Origin of the sequence: Desulfuromonas sp. AOP6 (assembly GCF_009731355.2) — a bacterium.
In the GTDB taxonomy this organism is placed as follows: domain Bacteria; phylum Desulfobacterota; class Desulfuromonadia; order Desulfuromonadales; family SZUA-540; genus SZUA-540.
Genome location: NZ_AP022810.1, coordinates 3,091,888 through 3,111,179 on the forward strand (window position 1 = coordinate 3,091,888; position 19,292 = coordinate 3,111,179).

General features: G+C 62.3%; 20 protein-coding genes. 15 read left to right on the forward strand and 5 right to left on the reverse strand.

Annotated features, from left to right (window positions below; all coding sequences use genetic code 11):
* Positions 1–5: 5 nt before the first annotated feature.
* Genes AOP6_RS14445 through AOP6_RS14455 form a run of 3 tightly spaced genes read right to left on the reverse strand, consistent with a single transcriptional unit; the run spans position 6 to position 1,858 of the window.
* Entirely contained in the window at positions 6–1,001 is a 996-nt protein-coding gene (locus tag AOP6_RS14445; RefSeq protein WP_155877428.1) for a bile acid:sodium symporter, read from the reverse strand.
* A gap of 29 nt (positions 1,002–1,030) precedes the next feature.
* Positions 1,031–1,444 carry a DUF302 domain-containing protein gene (locus tag AOP6_RS14450; protein ID WP_155877429.1) on the reverse strand — a complete coding sequence of 138 codons (414 nt, stop codon included), beginning with the start codon at positions 1,442–1,444 and terminating at the stop codon, positions 1,031–1,033.
* Positions 1,445–1,471: 27 nt separating this feature from the next.
* On the reverse strand, positions 1,472–1,858 hold the full coding sequence (locus AOP6_RS14455) for a NifB/NifX family molybdenum-iron cluster-binding protein (protein WP_155877430.1): 387 nt from the start codon (positions 1,856–1,858) through the stop codon (positions 1,472–1,474).
* A 368-nt stretch (positions 1,859–2,226) separates the two neighbouring features.
* Here AOP6_RS14455 and AOP6_RS14460 point away from each other — a divergent pair, with 368 nt between their 5' ends.
* Genes AOP6_RS14460 through AOP6_RS14475 form a run of 4 tightly spaced genes read left to right on the forward strand, consistent with a single transcriptional unit; the run spans position 2,227 to position 5,067 of the window.
* On the forward strand, positions 2,227–2,643 hold the full coding sequence (locus AOP6_RS14460; protein WP_155877431.1) for a rhodanese-like domain-containing protein: 417 nt from the start codon (positions 2,227–2,229) through the stop codon (positions 2,641–2,643).
* A 5-nt stretch (positions 2,644–2,648) separates the two neighbouring features.
* Complete coding sequence (locus AOP6_RS14465; protein WP_155877432.1) at positions 2,649–3,731, forward strand: (Fe-S)-binding protein; 1,083 nt, start codon at positions 2,649–2,651, stop codon at positions 3,729–3,731.
* On the forward strand, positions 3,728–4,378 hold the full coding sequence (locus AOP6_RS14470) for a DUF3047 domain-containing protein (RefSeq protein WP_155877433.1): 651 nt from the start codon (positions 3,728–3,730) through the stop codon (positions 4,376–4,378). The genes AOP6_RS14465 and AOP6_RS14470 overlap by 4 nt, the downstream gene beginning before the upstream one ends.
* Positions 4,375–5,067 (forward strand): TVP38/TMEM64 family protein, encoded by a 693-nt coding sequence (locus AOP6_RS14475; protein WP_155877434.1) that lies wholly within the window; start codon positions 4,375–4,377, stop codon positions 5,065–5,067. Before AOP6_RS14470 ends, AOP6_RS14475 begins: the two co-directional genes overlap by 4 nt.
* Before the next feature lie 28 nt (positions 5,068–5,095).
* On the opposite strand, the gene AOP6_RS14480 is transcribed toward AOP6_RS14475, so the two are convergent.
* Positions 5,096–5,881, reverse strand: a complete 786-nt coding sequence (locus tag AOP6_RS14480) for a hypothetical protein (RefSeq protein ID WP_155877435.1) — start codon at positions 5,879–5,881, stop codon at positions 5,096–5,098.
* Between the two features lie 193 nt (positions 5,882–6,074).
* On the opposite strand from AOP6_RS14480, the gene AOP6_RS14485 reads away from it, so the two are divergent.
* The 8 genes from AOP6_RS14485 (at position 6,075) to AOP6_RS14520 (ending at position 13,938) form a co-directional block, all read left to right on the forward strand.
* The gene (locus AOP6_RS14485; RefSeq protein ID WP_155877436.1) at positions 6,075–8,627 is read left to right on the forward strand and encodes a helicase C-terminal domain-containing protein; all 2,553 of its coding nucleotides are present in this window, start codon (positions 6,075–6,077) and stop codon (positions 8,625–8,627) included.
* Positions 8,624–9,067, forward strand: coding sequence for an NUDIX domain-containing protein (locus AOP6_RS14490; protein ID WP_155877437.1), 444 nt, complete (start codon positions 8,624–8,626; stop codon positions 9,065–9,067). The genes AOP6_RS14485 and AOP6_RS14490 overlap by 4 nt, the downstream gene beginning before the upstream one ends.
* Before the next feature lie 85 nt (positions 9,068–9,152).
* The gene (locus tag AOP6_RS14495; protein ID WP_155877438.1) at positions 9,153–9,755 is read left to right on the forward strand and encodes a hypothetical protein; all 603 of its coding nucleotides are present in this window, start codon (positions 9,153–9,155) and stop codon (positions 9,753–9,755) included.
* A gap of 18 nt (positions 9,756–9,773) precedes the next feature.
* Entirely contained in the window at positions 9,774–10,154 is a 381-nt protein-coding gene (locus AOP6_RS14500; protein ID WP_155877439.1) for a response regulator, read from the forward strand.
* 55 nt (positions 10,155–10,209) lie between these two features.
* Positions 10,210–11,484 carry a 4Fe-4S binding protein gene (locus AOP6_RS14505; protein ID WP_155877440.1) on the forward strand — a complete coding sequence of 425 codons (1,275 nt, stop codon included), beginning with the start codon at positions 10,210–10,212 and terminating at the stop codon, positions 11,482–11,484.
* Between the two features lie 20 nt (positions 11,485–11,504).
* Entirely contained in the window at positions 11,505–12,194 is a 690-nt protein-coding gene (locus AOP6_RS14510; RefSeq protein WP_155877441.1) for a hypothetical protein, read from the forward strand.
* Between the two features lie 64 nt (positions 12,195–12,258).
* On the forward strand, positions 12,259–12,780 hold the full coding sequence (locus tag AOP6_RS14515) for an outer membrane beta-barrel protein (protein WP_155877442.1): 522 nt from the start codon (positions 12,259–12,261) through the stop codon (positions 12,778–12,780).
* Between the two features lie 90 nt (positions 12,781–12,870).
* Positions 12,871–13,938, forward strand: coding sequence for an SO_0444 family Cu/Zn efflux transporter (locus tag AOP6_RS14520; RefSeq protein WP_155877443.1), 1,068 nt, complete (start codon positions 12,871–12,873; stop codon positions 13,936–13,938).
* A 114-nt stretch (positions 13,939–14,052) separates the two neighbouring features.
* On the opposite strand, the gene prxU is transcribed toward AOP6_RS14520, so the two are convergent.
* The gene (prxU, locus tag AOP6_RS14525) at positions 14,053–14,766 is read right to left on the reverse strand and encodes a thioredoxin-dependent peroxiredoxin (RefSeq protein WP_155877444.1); all 714 of its coding nucleotides are present in this window, start codon (positions 14,764–14,766) and stop codon (positions 14,053–14,055) included.
* Positions 14,767–14,894: 128 nt separating this feature from the next.
* Here prxU and AOP6_RS14530 point away from each other — a divergent pair, with 128 nt between their 5' ends.
* Genes AOP6_RS14530 through AOP6_RS14540 form a run of 3 tightly spaced genes read left to right on the forward strand, consistent with a single transcriptional unit; the run spans position 14,895 to position 19,205 of the window.
* The gene (locus AOP6_RS14530; RefSeq protein WP_155877445.1) at positions 14,895–15,626 is read left to right on the forward strand and encodes an ABC transporter ATP-binding protein; all 732 of its coding nucleotides are present in this window, start codon (positions 14,895–14,897) and stop codon (positions 15,624–15,626) included.
* A gap of 5 nt (positions 15,627–15,631) precedes the next feature.
* A complete protein-coding gene (locus AOP6_RS14535; RefSeq protein WP_155877446.1) occupies positions 15,632–17,995 on the forward strand; it encodes an FtsX-like permease family protein in 2,364 nt (787 codons plus the stop codon).
* A gap of 4 nt (positions 17,996–17,999) precedes the next feature.
* Complete coding sequence (locus tag AOP6_RS14540) at positions 18,000–19,205, forward strand: HlyD family efflux transporter periplasmic adaptor subunit (RefSeq protein WP_155877447.1); 1,206 nt, start codon at positions 18,000–18,002, stop codon at positions 19,203–19,205.
* Positions 19,206–19,292: the final 87 nt, after the last annotated feature.

The following is a 19,292-nucleotide window of genomic DNA, read 5'->3' on the forward strand; positions in this document are numbered from 1 at the left end:
TCCCCTTAGCCGGCGCACTTCTGTGGCTGGCTCTTCGCTGGGACCGGGCCGAAAACCTTGTCGGTATATTTCACGTACCAGGCCGCCGATTTAACCTGCACCACATAGGCCAGACTGATGACCAGAGCAGCCTCCGAGCCGGCCGCACCAAAGGCGTTGATGGCCACGGCCAGAGCGATGGAGAGGTTGCGCATGACCGTGCCGTAGACCATGGCAATGGCATCTTCACGGGGGAGCAGCATTTTACCCACCACCGTGCTGAGCCCATAATTGAACAGATACAGCAGCAGCAAGGGAATAAAGATAGTCAGCAACTGCTCAGGATTGGCCGCTACCGCCCTGGCTTTGAGGGCAAGGGCGATAAAAACGATCCCCAACACCCCCAGCACGGACAGGGAAGGAAAGAGCGGCGCCCAGGTGTTCTGGAAACGCTCCTGACCGTAACGCCGGACGAGGGCACGCTGGGTGAAGTAACCGGCGACCATGGGCAGAAAAACCATGAGCACGATCTGCTTGAGAATACTCAGCAGTTCGACATCGACCTGCGCTCCCATGAGGCCACGCACGTAAAAAGGCGTGGCCAGGGAACCGACGATCAGCCCGACTACGGTCATCTTCACCGCCGCGGCCAAATTCCCCTTCGCCAGACCGGTCCAGGAAATGGTCATGCCACTGGTCGGCACCAGGGCCGCCAGCAGCAAACCAAGGGCCAGGTAGGGACTATTCGGAAAGAAAAGCTTGCCGAACCCGAAGGCCACAAAAGGGATTATGGCGAAATTGACCACCTGGGTCAGCACCTGCGCCTTGGTATCCCCCCCTTCGAGCACCTTGCGGATCTTCAGGGTCACCATCATGGGGTAGACCATGAGGAAGGTGAAGGGCAGAATCAGCGCCTTCAGCGGTGCCGCCTCCGTCAGCAGGCCATAGACGAAACCGGCGACCATCATCACCGGAATGGCGATAACCAGATTTTTACTGATTTTGTTCAACAGACTCCACATAGATTGCGACTGTTCCTTCCCTTAATTTTCTACAGGCGAGCCTCTTCCAGAATTTCCCGTATCTCCGCAAAGCTCCGATCGAGGGAATCCGAAAACTCTTCATCCTCGACGAGGGACTCCACCAGCTCCCTGGCGTAACTCAGAAAACGAATCTGGGTTTTGCCCTCTTTGGTGAAGGTGATGATGAACTTGGGCATCAGCACCGCCCGTTCCGGGTTTTTCAGCAGGCTCTGCGAAGCCCGCTCCGGCTTGCAGATCTGGATCATGTGCAGATCAAACCCCTGGCCTACCTCCAGACCATGCGCGCTGAAGGTATGGGCCATGGCCATTTTGTCTTCATTGTGGATGGTGAAGCCCCGCCGTCCGGCGGCCAGCGCCAGATCCTCCACAAAAAGGGGGAGCCTCTTGTCCGTCTCTGCTTTGTATAGTTCTGCCTGGATCATGGTTCCCGTCACCTTTTTTAATCGATTCTAGTGGTCATGTCCACAGCCATGTCCGTGGCCATGACCACCGCAGGTTCCCTGCTGGGTTAATTCGGGCAGGCTGTCCTCGCGCAGACAGGCAAGGTTGTCGGCCACCGTCACCCCTTGCGCCTGAAAAACCTTGAGGCCGGCCTGGTTCAAGCCCAGAAGAGCACCGCTGCCGATGCCGCCGACGACAATGGCGTCTACCTGCTGCCCACCAAGGGCGCGCAGGGGCTTGCACTGCCCGTGGGCATGATCCTTGTCGCCGTTACCCACGGCCTGCACGTCGCGGCTCTCCGTATCGACAACCACAAACAGCGGCGCTGAACCGAAATGACCAAAGACCACACTTTCCATCCCTTCATTACTCTCTACCGGAAAACAGATTTTCATGGCGTACCTCCTTGAGTTGTTTTGTGCATATGCACATTTAAACCCGGTCGCCACAATTGTCAACAGCTTTTTCACCCAAAAGCGTGTATTTTGCCATTAAGGAATTGTTACATCTTCTACCGTGCTTTACCTTCTGGGTTGACATTCATTATTAAAACTTGTCCTCTGACCCCTAAAAAGTTTTTATATCATAGGCTTAGACTTGTCCACCTCTTGCTTTGCATAGACTTTATCTATGAGTGGCATTGCCGAACACCTATACTTTTCCTTGACGGGCGATAACTTTCATGCCAGGATGTGCCGTCGCTCACATTCCATATCACTACGGGCCTGGCCCGACCTGTCTCATTGACGAAAGGAGTGTTCTCATGTTCAAACGGTTCGCCATGGTACTTGTTTTCACCCTGTCCCTGTCCAGCGCCGCGCTGGCCGCCAACATGATGGAAGAGGACGCTGTGAAAAACCTGCTGGAGCAGGATAATGCCCTGATCCTGGTCGACATCCAGCCAGCGGACGCCTTTGCCAAGGCGCATATTCGCGGCTCGCTGGAAACCAATGCCTTCCCTGCCAAAACCGCTGAAGAAAAGGCCCGCCTTGACCAGGTTCTGCCGGCGATCCAGGCATCCGACCTGCCCGTCGTGATCGTCTGCCCGCGGGGGAAAAGCGGTGCCAGGAACAGCTATGACTATCTGCTCTCCAAAGGAGTGTCGGAAGACCGCTTGTACATTCTGGAAGGCGGCATGGCCGACTGGCCCTTTGACGAACTGCTGGTGGAAGGCCGCTAGCCTTCATGCGTCTGGATCAACCCGATAATCTGGGGCGGCTGTGGAAAGACATGGCCGCCCTCTGTACGTCCTGCGGGGCCTGCGTCACCCCCTGCGCTTTTCTGCGGCGCGAAGGGTCGCCGGCGGCAATCTGTCGACGGCAGCCGGCGGCTCAGCAGCTGGACAAGGCCTACGACTGCTCCCTGTGTGGCCAGTGTGATGCCCTCTGCCCGGAAGGGCTGCGTCCCTCGACCCTCTTTCTCGCCATGCGCCAGACCCTGGTACGGCGCGGCGGCTTTGACGCCAGAGCGTACTCCGGCTGGCTGCGCTACGAAAAGCTGGGAAACCACCCCCTCTTTCGCCGCCATCTCATTCCAAGGGGATGCACGACCGTCTTCTTTCCCGGCTGTTCACTCCCCGGATCGCGCCCCGAAGGGGTGCGCGACCTCTTTCGTCGTCTGCGCCAGCAGGACGGGTCCATCGGCCTCGTCCTCGACTGCTGCGGCAAGATTTCTCACGACCTCGGTCGCGAAGAGCCCTTCACGGCCCTGTTCAACCGTCTTGCCGACCGTCTACTGTCTCGAGGTGTCCACCGCGTCCTCACCGCCTGTCCCGGCTGCAGCAAAATATTCCGGCAAGCCGGATCACCCTTCGAGGTAAAGAGTGTGTACGAAGTGCTGGTAGAAGGATTGGGGGAATCGAGACCCGGGGATACGGCGCCGACGGTGGCCATTCACGACCCCTGTCCGGCCCGCTTTGACGCTGCCCAGCAGCAGGCGGTGCGCACCCTGGTAAGCCAAGCCGGCTGGCGCATCGAGGAACTGCCGGAGAGCGGCCCCACCACCCGCTGCTGCGGGCAGGGGGGCATGGTGGAGGGCAAGCGAGCCGGCACGGTCAGCAGCGAGGCTCACCTCATCGCCGCCCAGGCACAGGGACGCCCGCTGGTCACGTCCTGCGCCGCCTGCGCCCACGCCCTCGAACAGGCCGGCCCCGTCGCCCATGTCGCCGATCTCATGGCCGGCGGAGGCGCCGACTTTACCACCAAGGCGCCGCCCTCGGCCGTTCGCTGGCTGAACCGCCTCGGCCTGCGCCTGCGGAGGACGCTATGAATCGTCTTTCCCTGCGCCTGTTTTTGCCTCTCCTGCTCATGCTGAGTGTTGCCGGTGCGGCCCTGGCGGCAGACGGATTCTATCGGTTCAGCGTTGAAGAGATGACCGGCTGGGAAGTTAAAACCTTCAAGGGGCACACGGATTATCGGCTGGTGGAGCAAGAGGGTCGCCAGGTTCTACAGGCGAAAGCCCGGGGTACCGCTTCCGGCCTGGTCCGGAAGATCACCTTCGACCCCCATGAATACCGCTACCTGCGCTGGTCCTGGAAAATCGAGAGCCCCGTCACCGGCGGCGACGCCCGCATCAAAAAAGGGGATGACTATGCCGCCCGGGTCTACGTGGTCTTTCCCGGCCGTTTCTTCTGGCAGACCAGGGCTCTCAACTACGTCTGGGCCAACCGGCTGCCCCAGGGCGACTTCCTCCCCAACGCCTTCACCGCCAACGCCCGCCTGCTGGCCGCGCAGTCCGGTGCCGCCAAGGCGGGACAGTGGCTCAGCGAACAGCGGGATCTTATAGCCGACTACCGTCGCCTTTTCGGGGAAGAACCCCCCATGGCTGGAGCACTGGCCATCATGACCGACGCCGACAATACCGGCGCCACCGCCATCGCTTGGTATGGCGACATCATTCTGTCGAAGAGCCCATGAAAACCAAGCATCTTCTCCTGCTATTGACTGCCGCCCTCCTCGTCGGCCTCTTTTTCGCCCTGGACCTGGGATGCTTTCTTACCCTGGAAACCCTACAGGAAAACCGGCAGCGACTGCTCGCTGTGTACCGGGAGCATCCGCTGCTGATCGTCGCTGCCTTCATGGCCCTCTATATCGTGCAGAGCGCCCTCTCTCTACCCGGCGCCGTCATTTTTGCCCTGTCGGCAGGGGCCATCTTCGGACCCTGGTGGGGGACGGTCACCGCCGTCACCGCCGCGACCGTTGGCGCCGTTCTCTGCTTTCTTGCCGTCCGCACCCTCTGGCACCAGCAGGTGAGCGAACGCTTCGGAACCCGCCTGGAAGGCCTCAACCGCGAACTGGAAGCGCGCGGTCTGGGCTATCTGCTCTTTGTGCGCCTCGTCCCCGTTTTTCCCTTCTTCCTCATCAACCTGGCGGCTGGGCTCACCCGCTTGCCCCTGCGTACCTTTACGCTCGGCACGCTGGTAGGGATGCTTCCCGGCGGCTTTGTCTACGTCAACGCCGGCGCCGGTCTGGCCTCTGTCACCCGTGTCAGCGACGTCGCCTCCCCCCGCGTCCTGGTTTCCCTCGCCCTCCTGGGCCTGCTCGCCCTTGTCCCCACTCTCTATACCCGCCTGAAAAAAAACCGTCACAAATCCACGACAGTCTAAGTCACCCGCACAACCTCGCCGTCATCAGTTAATCGAATCGCCGGGAAACCAGCGCGAAAGCGGCGAGGTATCCCGTGGCCGCCCCAAAGGAGAGCAGCGTGCCGAGGGCGACACCGAAGAGGGGATAGGTGAAGGACACGGAGAGGGCGTAGGTGATAAGGGCGCCCAGGCCGAAGGGATAATTTTTGATGACCGTATGAACCGGTTCTTTGCCATAGGTGAGGTGAAGGATGAGCAGAAAGGGAAAGAGAGTGATGGGAAAGGCCGAGAGGATACCGGCGCCGTCGGGGCCGATGATTGTGGCCAGGCCGGTGATCAGCAGGACGATGGAGGCCGCCGCCAGCCCGCGCAGCACCAGCACCCAGCGGGTAAAGCGCACCGCCGTGGCCACGCGCACGTTGTCAAGGCGCCGGAAGCGCCAGGCATAAAATGCCGTCACCGCCAGAGTGAAGGACAGGCCCGTCCCCAGGGAGAAGTCCACCTGGTGCAGCAGCGCCGCCGCCAACAGAAAGGCCGCCACGGCACCGGCCGCCGAACAGACCAGGGCATGGCGCTGCAGGATTGAGGACATAACATAGTAGACATGAACCAGCACGAGGGAGGCGCTGAGCCCCGCCACCGTATAGACGGCTCCCTGCGCCGCGAAGTCGTGGCCGTTTTCCAGCCCGATAAAGAAGAGGGCGATAGCCGTGCCAAGGGGATAGCCGGAGAGCACTCCCGCCACTCGCGGGCTGACCCGTTCCGCCACCAGGGACAGGCCGACCACGGCGAGGATCGATACCAGGATCTTGGCGAGAATGAGTAGTGTGGACAAAGCCGTCTCCGTTTTTGGTTTGCAGGTGCCGTCATGGCCGCAAAGGTGAGGGGGGCGAATCTGGCGCCCTGCCTTGAGCCCGGTTCGACTCTAGCAAATTTGCTCCTTTCTGCCTAGCCGCCCCCAGCCGGGGGAGGTGCTTCCCTTTTCGCTCCCCTTTGCCTATAATGCCCCCTTCCCTAAAGGACACCCCATGAAACACACGTTTTCCCCTGAAGTCCGCCTGCTACTGCGGCAGGCCATTGACGACGCGCGCGGCAACGAAGTCTTCTTTCTCGGCCGCACCGATGCCGACCGGCTGGTCGTCAGTGTCGAAGTCCTGGCCCGGGGCAACAGCGAAGCGGTCCCTGCCATTCTGCAGGAGTGCGCCTACGGCGACGTGGTCATCCACAACCACCCCTCCGGACACCTGCAGCCCTCTGGGGCGGATGTGGAAATCGCCTCGCGGCTTGGGTCACTGGGGGTCGGTTTCTACATTGTGGATAACCCTGTGGACAATGTGTATAAGGTAGTGGAAGCCTTTAACTCGAAGGACGTGCAGCCGGTTGAACCGCAGCGTGTTGACGACCTGCTCGGTCCCGACGGGATTATTGCCCGTACCCTGCCGGGCTACGAAGACCGCCCGGAACAACTGCGCATGGCCTTTGCCGTCGCCGAGGCTTTCAACAAGGGGCGCCTGACGGTCATCGAAGCGGGGACAGGCACCGGCAAAAGTCTGGCCTACCTGACCCCGGCCATTCTCTGGTCCCTGGGCAACGAAGAGCGGGTGGTGATCAGCACCAACACCATCAATCTGCAGGAACAGCTCATCCGCAAGGATATCCCCTTTCTGCAGCGGGTCAGCAACCTGGAATTCCGCGCCGTGCTGGTGAAGGGGCGCGCCAACTATCTCTGTTTGCGCCGCAGTGAAAACATCCGACAGGAGCCGGGGCTCTTCGAAGACGAGCTGGCCGGCGAGCTCACCAGCATCCTCGAATGGGCCGGACGCACCAGTGACGGCTCCAAGGAGGAGCTCCCTTTCATCCCCCGTGAACAGGTATGGGAAGAGGTGCGCTGCGAAATTGACCAGTGCTCGCGGGTGCGGTGCGCCCACTACAACCGCTGTTTTTTCCACAAGGCCCGCCGCCAGGCGGCCCAGGCCGATGTGCTGGTGGTCAATCACGCCCTGCTGCTGTCGGACCTGGCCCTGCGCCAGCAGACGGACAACTACACCGCCGCCGCCGTGCTACCCCCCTTCGACCGCATCATTCTCGACGAGGCGCACCACCTGGAGGATGTGGCCACCCATTTCTTCGCCAGTCAGGTCACCCGTTTCTCCTTCGCCCGCGTGCTCAACAAGCTGCGCCATCCGCGCAAACCCGAGAAGGGCTTGCTCCCCCGCTTCCTCAACACCCTGGCCGCCAAGCTGCCCGACAGCCTGGACGAGCTCTACCGGGCCCTGCACGGCCGCGTCGAAAACCTCCTCATCGACCGCCAGACCCTCTTCGACCGCTCGGTGCAGGATCTGGAGGGGATCGGCCAGGATCTCGCCGCCGCTCTCGGCCGCCCTATCCGCGAACGGGAGGAAATCAAGCAGCGGGTGGTGGCCGACTTCGCCGCCGGCGAGGTCTGGGAAGCTCTCTGCGAGCGGGTGCGCGACCTCGCCAAAGAGACGGATCGCCTCGGCAAGGGCGTCCGCGCCCTGCTCAAGGACTGCGGACGCCTGCCCGACGACGTGCATGAACACCTCGGCTCCAGCCTCACCGACCTGCGCGGCATCGCCGGCCGCCTGGAAAGTATTGCCGACGACCTGCGCTTCTTTGCCGCCGCCGAAGAGGGCACCTGCGCCTGGTTCGAGATCGCCGAGGGGCGCATCGGCCGGGGCACTGGCGTCGTCACCCGCCTGTGCACGGCCCCTCTGGAGGTGGCCGGCAACCTCAAGGCCGCCGTCTACGACCGCTTCCGCTCAGTAGTCATGACCAGCGCCACCCTCTCCGTCGGCGGCCAGTTCAGCTACTTCAAGCACCGGGTCGGCCTCGACCGGGCTGAATCGGCGCGGGTAAGCGAACTGCTGCTGGCCAGCCCCTTCAATTTCGCGCAACAGGCCCTGGTCGCCATTCCCACCGACATTCCCGAGCCGGGGCGGCCCGATTACCCGGCCACCGTGCGCGACCTAGCCGAACGGGCCATCCTCGCCGCCGACGGCCGCACCTTTGTCCTCTTTACGGCCTACAGTCTGCTGCGCCAGGTCTATGGCGAAGTCGCCCCCATTCTCAGCGCTCGCGGTTATCACTGTCTGCGCCAGGGGGAGGAAAACCGCCATCGCCTGCTGAAAAAATTTTCCGGCGACCCCACCAGCGTCCTCTTTGCCACCGATTCCTTCTGGGAAGGGGTCGACGTGCCGGGGCGGGCCCTCGAACAGGTCATCATCACCCGACTCCCCTTCAAGGTGCCCACCGAGCCCGTGCTGGAGGCCCGCGCCGAGGCCATCGAGCTGGCCGGCGGCGATCCTTTCATGGAATACACGGTGCCGCAGGCCGTCATCAAGTTCAAGCAGGGCTTCGGCCGTCTCATCCGCCACCGCGAAGACCGCGGCGTCGTGCTTATTCTCGATGCCCGCGTCGTCAAAAAGGGCTACGGCCGCATCTTTCTGCGCTCCCTGCCCGAGGCCCGCGTGGTGGCCGCCCCCACGGCGGAGGTCTTTGCCGCCATGACCGACTTCTTCACGGTGAGCGAAACTGTGCCCCCGGCAGAGGACGAACCATGAATGAGCGGTCTCTGCGCAACCGTCACGTCGTCACCGCTTTTTTACGGCATCAAGGTAAGATCCTGCTGCTGCAGCGCAGCGAGCGGGTACGCACCTACCCAGGCTCTTGGGCGGCGGTTAGCGGTTCTCTTGAGGAATCGACCCCACTGGCGCAGGCGCTACGAGAGATTCGGGAGGAGACCAGCCTGGGTGAAGCCGACCTCTGCCTGGTCGCCACCGCCCCTTGCCTCGAGGTGGCCGATACGGAACTGGCAACGCGATGGCTTATCCACCCTTTTCTTTTTGAGGTGATCGACTCGCCCGGCATTCGCCTGGACTGGGAGCATGAGAAGAGCCGCTGGGTCGAAGCGGCGGAGCTGGCCCGTTACCGGACCGTTCCTGCCCTGACCCAGGCCCTCGCCGCCTGCCTGCAAACGGAAAGCGGCAGTAAGGTCGATTGAATTCTTTTCTTTCACGTTGGGCAAGTCCTGCTATAATCCAGAAAGTTGTGCATACTGCCCCCTAAAATGAGGAAGGAGTCCCGCCATGACCCGTCTCAAGAAGTGCAGATCCCTTATACTTTTTTTCAGCCTCTTTTACCTTCTCAGCTCCGCAGCGACTGCTTTTGCCGGCACCGTTTCTATCACCAAAGCCGCCCAAGACGACGCCTTCCTCACCGACCTGGCCTATGACAACTTCTATCTCTCCGAAAACCAGTTGGCGCAGAAATATCCCACCTATCAGATGGCGGCCAATCAGGCCACCGACGGTACCCTGGCTCCGGATAGAGTGGAAAAGAAATGTCGCCTGAGCCTGCACAAGGTACTCGGTTACAGCACCGTGTTGCTGGCCGCGGCTGCTGGTGTGGCCAACTCGGATGAGGACACCCACCATGCCCTCGCTTACACGGCATCGGCGGCGGCGGCAGGCACCGTTCTGAGCGGCTACATGCAGTACGGCGACCAACTCGGCGGCGGACAGGGATTCTTCAGCGATCCCAACCTGCATGCGATTCTCGGAACCCTCGGCGCCGCCGCCCTCATCGCCGGCAGCGCCATGGCCGATGGCGGCGGCGAGTCGAGCCACAGCGGCATCGCCGTCACCGGCGCCGGCCTTATGTTTCTCTCCATCATCGACATCAAGTGGTAAAAGGTTCAGATCAGCGGCATGGCAAAGATCCTGATTATCGACGATGACAAAACTTTTCTGACCTTTCTCAAAGAGTATGTGGCCGAGCGCTACCCCTGCCTGGAGGTCGAAACCCGTGTCGACCCTCTGCAGGGGCTGGCCGCCATCACCGCGGACCTCAGCCTGCTGCTGCTCGACCTTGAAATGCCGGGGATGGACGGCGGCAAAATTCTGGCCTACGCCACCGCCAAGGGTGTGAGCAAGAACCGCATTATCATCCTGTCGGGGCGCGATGCCGATTATCTGCACGAACGTTTTCCCATGGGCTGCTGCCTAGCCGTGCTCAACAAGCACGAAGCCCGGCAGAAAGTCGTGCTCGACATGATCTTCAGTTCCCTGCAGCAAAAGGGCCCGTCGTAAAAATCAGGCCCTGCAGGCCATCGGCTCGAGGTCCTGCGCGGCGCGAGAGGCGACCATGTCCCACCACACCCTCAAATCCGGCTTCACCAACCTGAGCGAACGGCTCAACCGCTTTCCCCAGGGGGCGCCCCCCTCCCAGCTTCTCTACGACATTCTCGCCCTGCTGTTCAGTGAAAAAGAGGCCGACCTCGTCGCCCGCCTGCCGATCCGACCCTTCCCGGCCGAGAAGGCGGCCAAGGCCTGGGGGGTTGGACTGGCCGAAGCCGAAACCACCCTGCAGCGCCTGGCGGACCGCGCCCTGCTCGTCGACATGCAGGTCAACGGCCGCATGGAATACGTGCTGCCGCCGCCCATGGCCGGCTTCTTCGAGTTCGCCCTCATGCGTCTGCGCGACGACATCGACCAGAAGCTCCTCTCCCGGCTCTACGAGCAGTACATCAGCATAGAAGAGGATTTCATCAAGGCCCTCTTCGTCAGCGGCGACACTCAGCTCGGCCGCGTGCTGGTGCAGGAAGGCGCCCTCTCCCCCGAGAACACCCTCTATGTGCTCGACTACGAGCGCGCCACCGAGGTCATCGAGACGGCCACCGACATCGGCATCGGCCTCTGCTACTGCCGCCACAAGCGCTCCCACCTGGGCACCGCCTGCGACGCCGAGATGGATATCTGCATGACCTTCAACACCGTGGCCGCTTCCCTTGTCCGTCACGGCTATGCCCGCCGGGTGGGGCGCAGCGAGTGCAAGGAACTGCTGCACAAGGCCTGGGAGCAGAACCTGGCCCAGTTCGGCGAAAACGTGCAGCAGGGGATGAACTTCATCTGCAACTGCTGTCCCTGCTGCTGCGAGGCCATGCTCGCCGCCCAGCGCTTTGGGCACATGAACCCGGTGCATACCAGCAACTTCATCGTTCACATCGAAGATAACTGTACCGGCTGCGGCCGCTGCCTGCCGACCTGTCCGGTCAAAATCATCCGTCTGGAAACGGAAAAAGAAGGAGGCCGCGGCCGCAAGACGGCGGTCATCGATGAGACACTCTGCCTCGGTTGCGGTGTCTGCGTGCGCAACTGCCCCCGCGGCGCCCTCAGTCTTAAGCCGCGCGCACAGCGGGTCATCACGCCGGTCAACAGCGTCCACAAGGTCGTACTCATGGCCATCGAGCGCGGCACCCTGTCCCATCTGCTCTTCGACAACCAGGTATTGTGGAGCCACCGCGCTCTCGCCGCCGTCCTCGGCGTCATCCTCAAGCTGCCGCCGGTCAAGCAGCTGCTGGCCAGCGAGCAGGTGCGTTCCCGCTACCTGGCTTCCCTGTGCCAGCGCTTCCCCCTATGAACACCACCCTGAGAGCAGACTTGCCTCGTATCCTTCTTATGTTGCTGGTCGGGGCCGCTTGGCTTACAGCCCCAACCCGATGGGCAGCAGCCTACGAGCCGCCGCCTACTGCCATCCAGGCCCTCTTCGGCGCCGCTGTTTTCCACAACGACAGCTTGACCTTTCGGGAAGAGTCCACCGTCGACCCGGGCATCCCGAAAGAAACGGACCTGTCGCAGCTGCCGATGCTCGGTTTCGCCGCCCAGTACGCTCTGGCCGGTCAGAACAGCCAAGCCGGCTTCGAGGGGGGACTGCTCTTCGGCTGGCGTTCGCGCAACACGTCCCTCTATAGCAACCTGGAGCAGACCAGTGTGCGCATCGAAACCTCCCTGTGGCTGCTCGACCTCTCCATGGGGCTCTACGCCAGCCACGTGGCGGCCAACCGCTGGCGTTTCTCCGTTGGGGCCGGCCCTCTGCTCCTCTTCGCCTCCTATAACGGCGAGAAGGAAGAGACCAACGCCCTCGCTGAGACAGCCACCACCGACACCGGCGAAAATGCCTTCGGCGTCGGCGGCTACGCTCGCGCCGCCATCGAATATCGCCTGCCGGACGGCGCCTTCATGGGCGTCGGTGTACGCGGCGTCACCAGCAAACTCGAATTTGAAAATGCAGTTGACACGGGTGGGCTGAAAGGGGTACAGGGTTTCATCAGTTATACACGGCCGTTTTGAATAAACGGCCCTTTCATTTCTCTCCGGCGCGGCCCGGAACAATATCCAAGGAGGTAAGTTCACCATGAAGAAACTCGCAACCTGTCTGGCTCTTTTCATCCTCGCCCTGGCGACGGCCCTGCCGGCCTATTCGGCCGAATATATCAGCGGTCGCGCCGGCCTCTACTTTCCCGATGAAAGCGCCCTTGACACCGGCTACAACTTTGGTATCGCCTACGGCTTCAATTTCACCCAAAATCCCCAGGTCTATGCTGAATTCGCCACCGGCTTCTACGGAGCCGAACTTGAGGGCAACAGCAGCTTCGATCTGACCGTCATCCCCTTTACCGCTTCTCTCATCCTCAATCACGCCATTGCCGGCACCCCCTTTGACCTCTACGCCGGGGCCGGACCCGGCCTGTACCTGGCCATGATTGACACCCCCTGGGGCGACGACTCCGAACTCGAGCTCGGCGTGCACCTGGTGGGTGGCGGCACTTTCAACGTCGACAGCCAGTTCGCTCTCTTCGCTGAGCTGCGCGGCGATCTGGTGACGGATGACGTCGGCGGCGCCTTCCTCAACTTCGGTCTGAAATATAAATTCTAGGGCTCACAGACAACACAGCTCTGGACCTGGAAGCCAGGTTGAGGCATGGCCTTGACCTGGCTTCGCCATGAAGGGTGGCACAGCAGAGATATGGATATCGTACTGGGAATATTGGGAGAATGCTGGGAGATCCTGGTGGAATCGGCTGTCTATGTGCTCTTCGGCTTCTTTGCCGCCGGTGTGCTCAAGGCCCTGATTCCGACGGAGGTCGTGGCTCGGCACCTGGGCAAAAGCAGCGCCGGTTCGGTACTCAAAGCCTCGCTGTTCGGCGTCCCCCTGCCCCTGTGTTCCTGCGGCGTCATCCCGGCCGCCATCGGCCTGCGCCAGCAGGGGGCGAGCAAAGGGGCCTCGGCCGCCTTTCTCGTCTCCGTACCGGAGACGGGGGTCGACTCCATGGCCATCACCTGGGCGCTGCTCGATCCCCTCATGACTCTCATCCGCCCCCTCGCCGCCTTTGTCACCGCCACAGTGACGGGATTGGCCATCAATCGGCTACCTGATAAAACGCCTCCCGCCGAGGACAAGGCAGCTGCTTCGCTGATGGCCGGACAAGATGCCGCAGAGCGCCACCCTCTGTCCCGACGCCTGCGCGAGGGGATCGCCTACGCCTTCGGCGACCTGCTGGGCGATATCGGCAAGTGGCTGCTGCTGGGCATCGGCCTGGCCGGCATCATCGCCTATTTCGTTCCGGACGATTTCTTCGTCCGTTATCTGCACAGCGAACTGCTCTCTTTACTGATCATGCTGGCCGTGGGCATTCCCCTCTATATCTGCGCCAGCGCCTCCACCCCCATCGCCGCCGCCCTGGTGCTCAAAGGTCTCTCCCCCGGGGCCGCCCTCGTCTTTCTGCTGGCCGGGCCGGCCACCAATGCCGCCACCATCACCGTGGTCTTCCGCTATTTCGGCCGCGCCGCCACCCTGACCTATCTGGCCTCCATCGCCCTGTGCTCCCTCGTCCTCGGCTGGCTGACCAATCGCCTCTACGCCTTCAGCGGCCTCGATATCAGCCGCTGGGTCAGCGAAGCGGGCGCCGCCACCGAATCTCCGCTGATGGTGGCCGCCGCCGTTGTACTTCTGCTACTGCTGGGTCGCTGCTCCCTTCAGAGCCGCAAAAAGGATAACTGCAGCTGTCCCGACGGACCCCCTGGCAGCACCTGAGGGCCTTCCTGCTGACCGGCGGTGCGCCGGCCACAATATTCTGGGTGTGAAAAAGGGGGAGCTGCACAAGGCAGCCCCCCCTTTCGTATCAAGAACAGTCTGTTGGTCTGAATCCTAAAAAGCCATATCCGGCTTCCATTCTTTCCACACCTTCCCAGCCAGTTCAGGGCCGGGCTTCAGGGTGGGCTTGCCCGGCTGCCAGCCGGAGGGGGTGACTTCGCCGGTCTTGCGCACATGCTGGAAGGCCTGGACCTGGCGCATCAGTTCGGAGACGTTGCGGCCGACCTCGGGGGTCAGCACTTCGGAGGCGCGGATGACGAAATCGGGGTCGATGAGGAAGCGTCCACGGATATCGACGCCGGCCAGTTCTTCATAGACGCCGTAGGCCCGGCCGATAAGACCGCCGGCGTCGGCAATGAGGGGGAAGGGCACGCCGCCGGGGACCATCTTGCTGAGCTCTTCTTCCTGCCAGATTTTGTGGCTGAAGCGGCTGTCGGTGCTGGCCGCGAAGACTTCGACGCCCAGCTTTTTCAGTTCGGGATATTTGACGGCAACTGCCGTCAGCTCTGTTGGTCAGACAAAGGTGAAGTCGCCGGGATAAAAGCAGAGGACAATCCACTTGCCCCGGGAATCGGACAGCTTCATGTTCTTGAAGCCGCCATCCTGAAATACGGTTGCCTCAAAATCCGGGGCCTCCCGGCCTACACGTGCGGTCATGACGGCTTCCTCCTTTTCCATAGGTTGGGCCGACGGGGTACCTGCTTCAGGCTTCGCGCCTGCGACAGGGCCTCCGGCTGGCTTGACACAGGACTCTTGCTGTTTGGGCATGATGAACCTCCTTATCGTCTTGTTCACTCCCTAAGAAAAATCTTAGACTCCGGCGGCGACATTGCAAGGCGGAAACTGATTTTCCCTTGCAGGGTGCATCCTGACCGTTCAGCGCTATAGTTGAGGATATGGACCCAACGCTACGGGAGAAGCCCTTGCCTGCTGTTTTTCAGGCCCGCGACCTGACCAAAGTCTATGCCATGGGCGAGATGGAGGTGCAGGCGCTGCGCGGTGTCGACTTTGATCTGCACGAAGGGGAGTTCGTGGTACTGCTCGGCCCGTCGGGCAGCGGCAAATCGACCCTGCTCAACATCCTGGGCGGCCTCGATGTGCCGACGAGCGGGCAGGTGCGCTACCGCGACCATGACCTTACCACCTACGACGATGGGGCTCTCACCCGCTACCGGCGCGATCACGTCGGTTTCGTCTTCCAGTTCTACAATCTCATCCCCAGTCTGACCGCGCGGGAAAACGTGGCTCTCATCACCGAAATCGCGGCGAATCCCATGTCGCCCGAAGAAGCCTTGAAGCTGGTGAACCTGGGGGAGCGCATGGATCACTTTCCGTCTCAGATGTCTGGCGGCGAACAGCAGCGTGTCGCCATCGCACGGGCTATCGCCAAGCGGCCGGAGGTGCTGCTGTGTGACGAGCCGACGGGAGCCCTCGATGTACAAACGGGCATCCTGGTGCTGGAGGTGATCGAAAAGGTCAATCGGGAACTCGGCACCACCACCGCCGTCATTACCCACAACGCCGTCATCGCGTCCATGGCCGACCGCATCGTTCACCTCTCCGACGGCCGTATTGTCCGGGAAGAGCACAACCGGGAGCGCGTCGCGGCCCAGCGCCTGCAATGGTGATCGTCATGGGGATTCTGCAGACAAAACTACGCCGCGATCTGCTGCAGATGAAAAGTCAGGCCCTGGCCATCGCCCTGGTCATGGCCTGCGGCATTGCCACCTTCGTCATGTCTCTGTCGACCCTGCAATCGCTGGAACGCACCCTGGACTCTTATTATGAGCAGTATGGCTTCGCCCAGGTTTTCACTCATCTCAAGCGCGCCCCACAGGCCCTGGCCTCACGTCTGGCCCATATCCCGGGAGTGGCCCGGCTGGAGACCCGGGTCGTCGCCCAGGTGACCCTCGACATCGCCGGTCTGAGCGAACCGGCGACCGGACGGCTGACTTCCCTTCCCGAAGGCAGACAACCCCAGCTCAACCGTCTGCACCTGCGGGAAGGACGGCTGCCCACGCCCCAGCGACGGGGGGAAGTGCTGGTCAACCAGCGCTTTGCCGAGGCCCATGGACTCCATCCCGGCGACAGGGTGCAGGCGATCCTCAACGGCCGCCGCCAGGCCTTGGTCATCGTGGGAGTCGCCCTCTCGCCCGAATACGTCTATCAGATCCGCCCGGGGGAACTCATCCCCGACGATCGGCGCTTTGGTGTCTTCTGGATGGGCTACGATGACCTGGCCGCCGCCTTTGACCTGGAAGGGGCCTTCAACGACGTCAGTCTCACCCTGGAGCCGGGAACCATGGCAGCGGAGGTGCGGCAGCGGTTGGATGAGGCGACGGCGGAATACGGGGGGCAGGGGGCTTACAGCCGGGAGGACCAGATGTCCCACAAATTGGTCTCCAACGAGATGACCCAGCTACGTGGCATGGCCCTGATTCCACCCACCATTTTCCTGACGGTGGCGGCTTTCCTCCTCAACGTGGTGCTTAGCCGCCTGATCAGCATCCAAAGGGAACAGATCGCCGCCCTGAAAGCCTTCGGCTACAGTCGTCTGGAGGTCGGTCTGCACTACCTGCGCTTCGGCCTGGCCATTTCCGTGGCCGGGGCCGTCCTGGGAACGGCGGCAGGGGCCTGGTTCGGGCGGGGGATGACACGGATGTATGCCCGCTTTTTCAGTTTCCCCGTTTTCGACTACCACCTGGGACTCGAGGTGGCCCTGATCGCCCTGCTGGTGAGCGGCGGCACCGCCGCCCTCGGCGTTTACGGCTCAGTGCGAAAGGCGGTGGAACTTCCTCCGGCCGAGGCTATGCGCCCTGAGCCGCCGGCCGCCTTCCGTCCCACCGTCGTCGAGCGCCTGGGCTTGCAGCGATTTCTGACTCAGGGCGCCCGGATGATTCTGAGACAACTCGAACGCCGGCCTTTCAAGGCCCTGTTTTCCTGTTTGGGCATCGCTCTGGCCGTGGCCGTCATGATCCTTGGCAGCTTTTCGGAAGATATTATTGAGCACCTCATCGATTTTCAGTTCTTTCAGGCGCAGAGGCAGGACATGACGGTCACCCTGGTGGAACCCGCCGACGGTCGCGCCCTGACGGCTCTCGCCCACCTGCCCGGTGTACGCCGGGCCGAACCGGTGCGCACCGTCCCCGTGCGCCTGATCTTCGGCCATCGTTCGCGTCTGCTGGCCATCACCGGATTGCCCCCCGACGCCACCCTGCTGCGGCCTCTCAACCGCGATGGTCAGCCTGTCTTCCTGCCGGAACAGGGTCTGGTCCTCTCAGCGGCCCTGGCCGAATTGCTGGGGGTGAATCCCGGGCAGAACGTGCAGGTCGAAGTGCTGGAAGGGAACAGGCCGGTGCGGCAGCTCATGGTTGCGGCCCTGGTCGAGGACTATACCGGCACCTCGGCCTATATGCGCCTGCGCACTCTCCAGCAGCTGATGGGGGAGGAAGATTCCATCTCCGGTGCCAATCTCCTGGTCGACAGCCGTTTCGAAGAGGAGCTGTACCATCGCCTCAAAAACACCCCGGCGGTGGCCGGAGTCACCCTGAAGCGGGGCGCCCTGGAGAGTTTCCGGAAAACCATGGCGGAAAACCTGCTCCGCATGCGCCTATTCAACATGATTTTCGCCAGCATTATCGCCTTCGGAGTGGTATACAATAGTATGCGTGTCGCTCTATCCGAACGCAGCCGTGAGCTCGCCACCTTACGGGTGATCGGATTTACCCGGACGGAGATTTCCTGGCTGCTGCTGGGAGAGGCAGGTTTGCTGACCCTGCTTGCCATCCCCCTGGGACTGGTGATCGGCACTGGGTTCGCCGCCCTGGCCACCTGGGCTCTGCAGACGGAGGTCCTGCGGTTTTCCCTCGTGGTCGATCCGTCCACCTACGGCACGGCCGCCCTCGTGATTCTCCTTGCGGCTGTGGCTTCGGGACTGGTCGTGCGGCGCAGACTGGACCGGCTCGACCTCATTGCCGTCCTCAAAGCCAGGGAGTAAGCTCATGACCCCGACCATCCGCCGGCGCCTTTGGCTGGCCCTCCTTATCCTGATTCTCGGCGGGCTTTTCGCCTATGCCTTTGTACCCCGTCCCGTCGAGGTTGAAGTCGTTGAGGCCAAAGAGGGTGCCCTGCAGATCAGCATCGACGAGGATGGCAAGACCCGTGTCAAAGAGCGCTACACCCTGGCCGCCCCCCTGGCCGGGCGTCTTCTCCGTATCGATCTCGATCCCGGCGATCAGGTTGAGGCCGGCAAGACGATGCTGGCCCTGATTGAACCCGCTGTTCCCGCCCTGCTCGATGAGCGGACCCTCGCCCAGAGTGAGGCCCGGGTCAAAGCAGCGGAAGCGGCCTTGAACCGCAGCCTGGCCAACCAGAACAGTGCGGATCAACACCGCCGGCAGGCTGAGGCCATAGCCCAGCGCCTCCAGAAACTCTTCGACCAGCAGATGATCTCCTGCCAGGAGTTCGATGACGCCTCCTATGCCTGGCAGACGGCCCGCGAGGATCACAGGGCGGCTCTTTTTGCCGTGCAGATCGCTGGGGCCGAACTGACCCAGGCCAAAGCGGCCCTGCTGCGCCTGCGTGAACTCACGCCGGGCGAACCGCAGAACGCCTTCCCGCTGCTGGCGCCCGCCGACGGGCAGGTCCTGAGGGTTCTGCAGGAAAGTGCCACAATCGTGACTCCCAGTACGCCCCTGGTGGAAGTGGGAAACGCCGAAGATCTTGAAGTCGTCATCGATGTTCTCTCCAGCGATGCCGTCCGCATCCGACCGGGTCAGCGCGTCTTGTTCGAACAGTGGGGGGGAGGCGAGGCCCTGACTGGACGCGTGCGCCTGGTGGAACCGGCGGCCTATACCAAGGTTTCGGCCCTGGGCGTGGAGGAGCAGCGGGTCGACATCGTGGTCGATCTGGAGACGCCACCTGAGAGCCGACCCACCCTGGGAGACGGCTATCGGGTCGAGGCCCGCATCATGGTCTGGGAAGGGGATAAAGTGCTGAAGGTGCCTTCCGGCGCCCTCTTCCGCCGCGACGGCCAGTGGTCCGTCTTCGTCGTCGACGGCAAACGCGCCCACCTGCGCACCCTCAGGGCCGGCCAGAGCAACGGCCTGGAGACGGAAATCCTGGCCGGACTGGAGGCTGCCGAGAAGATGATCCTGCACCCCGGCGACAAGGTCACCGACGGGGTTCGTGTGCAGATGCGACGCTGACGGTATCCCTGGCCGCGCTGTCCGCTGCCGCTGTTGGAAACAATAAAAAAGAGAGCACGCATGCACCCTCTTGCATTGGAGAGACCT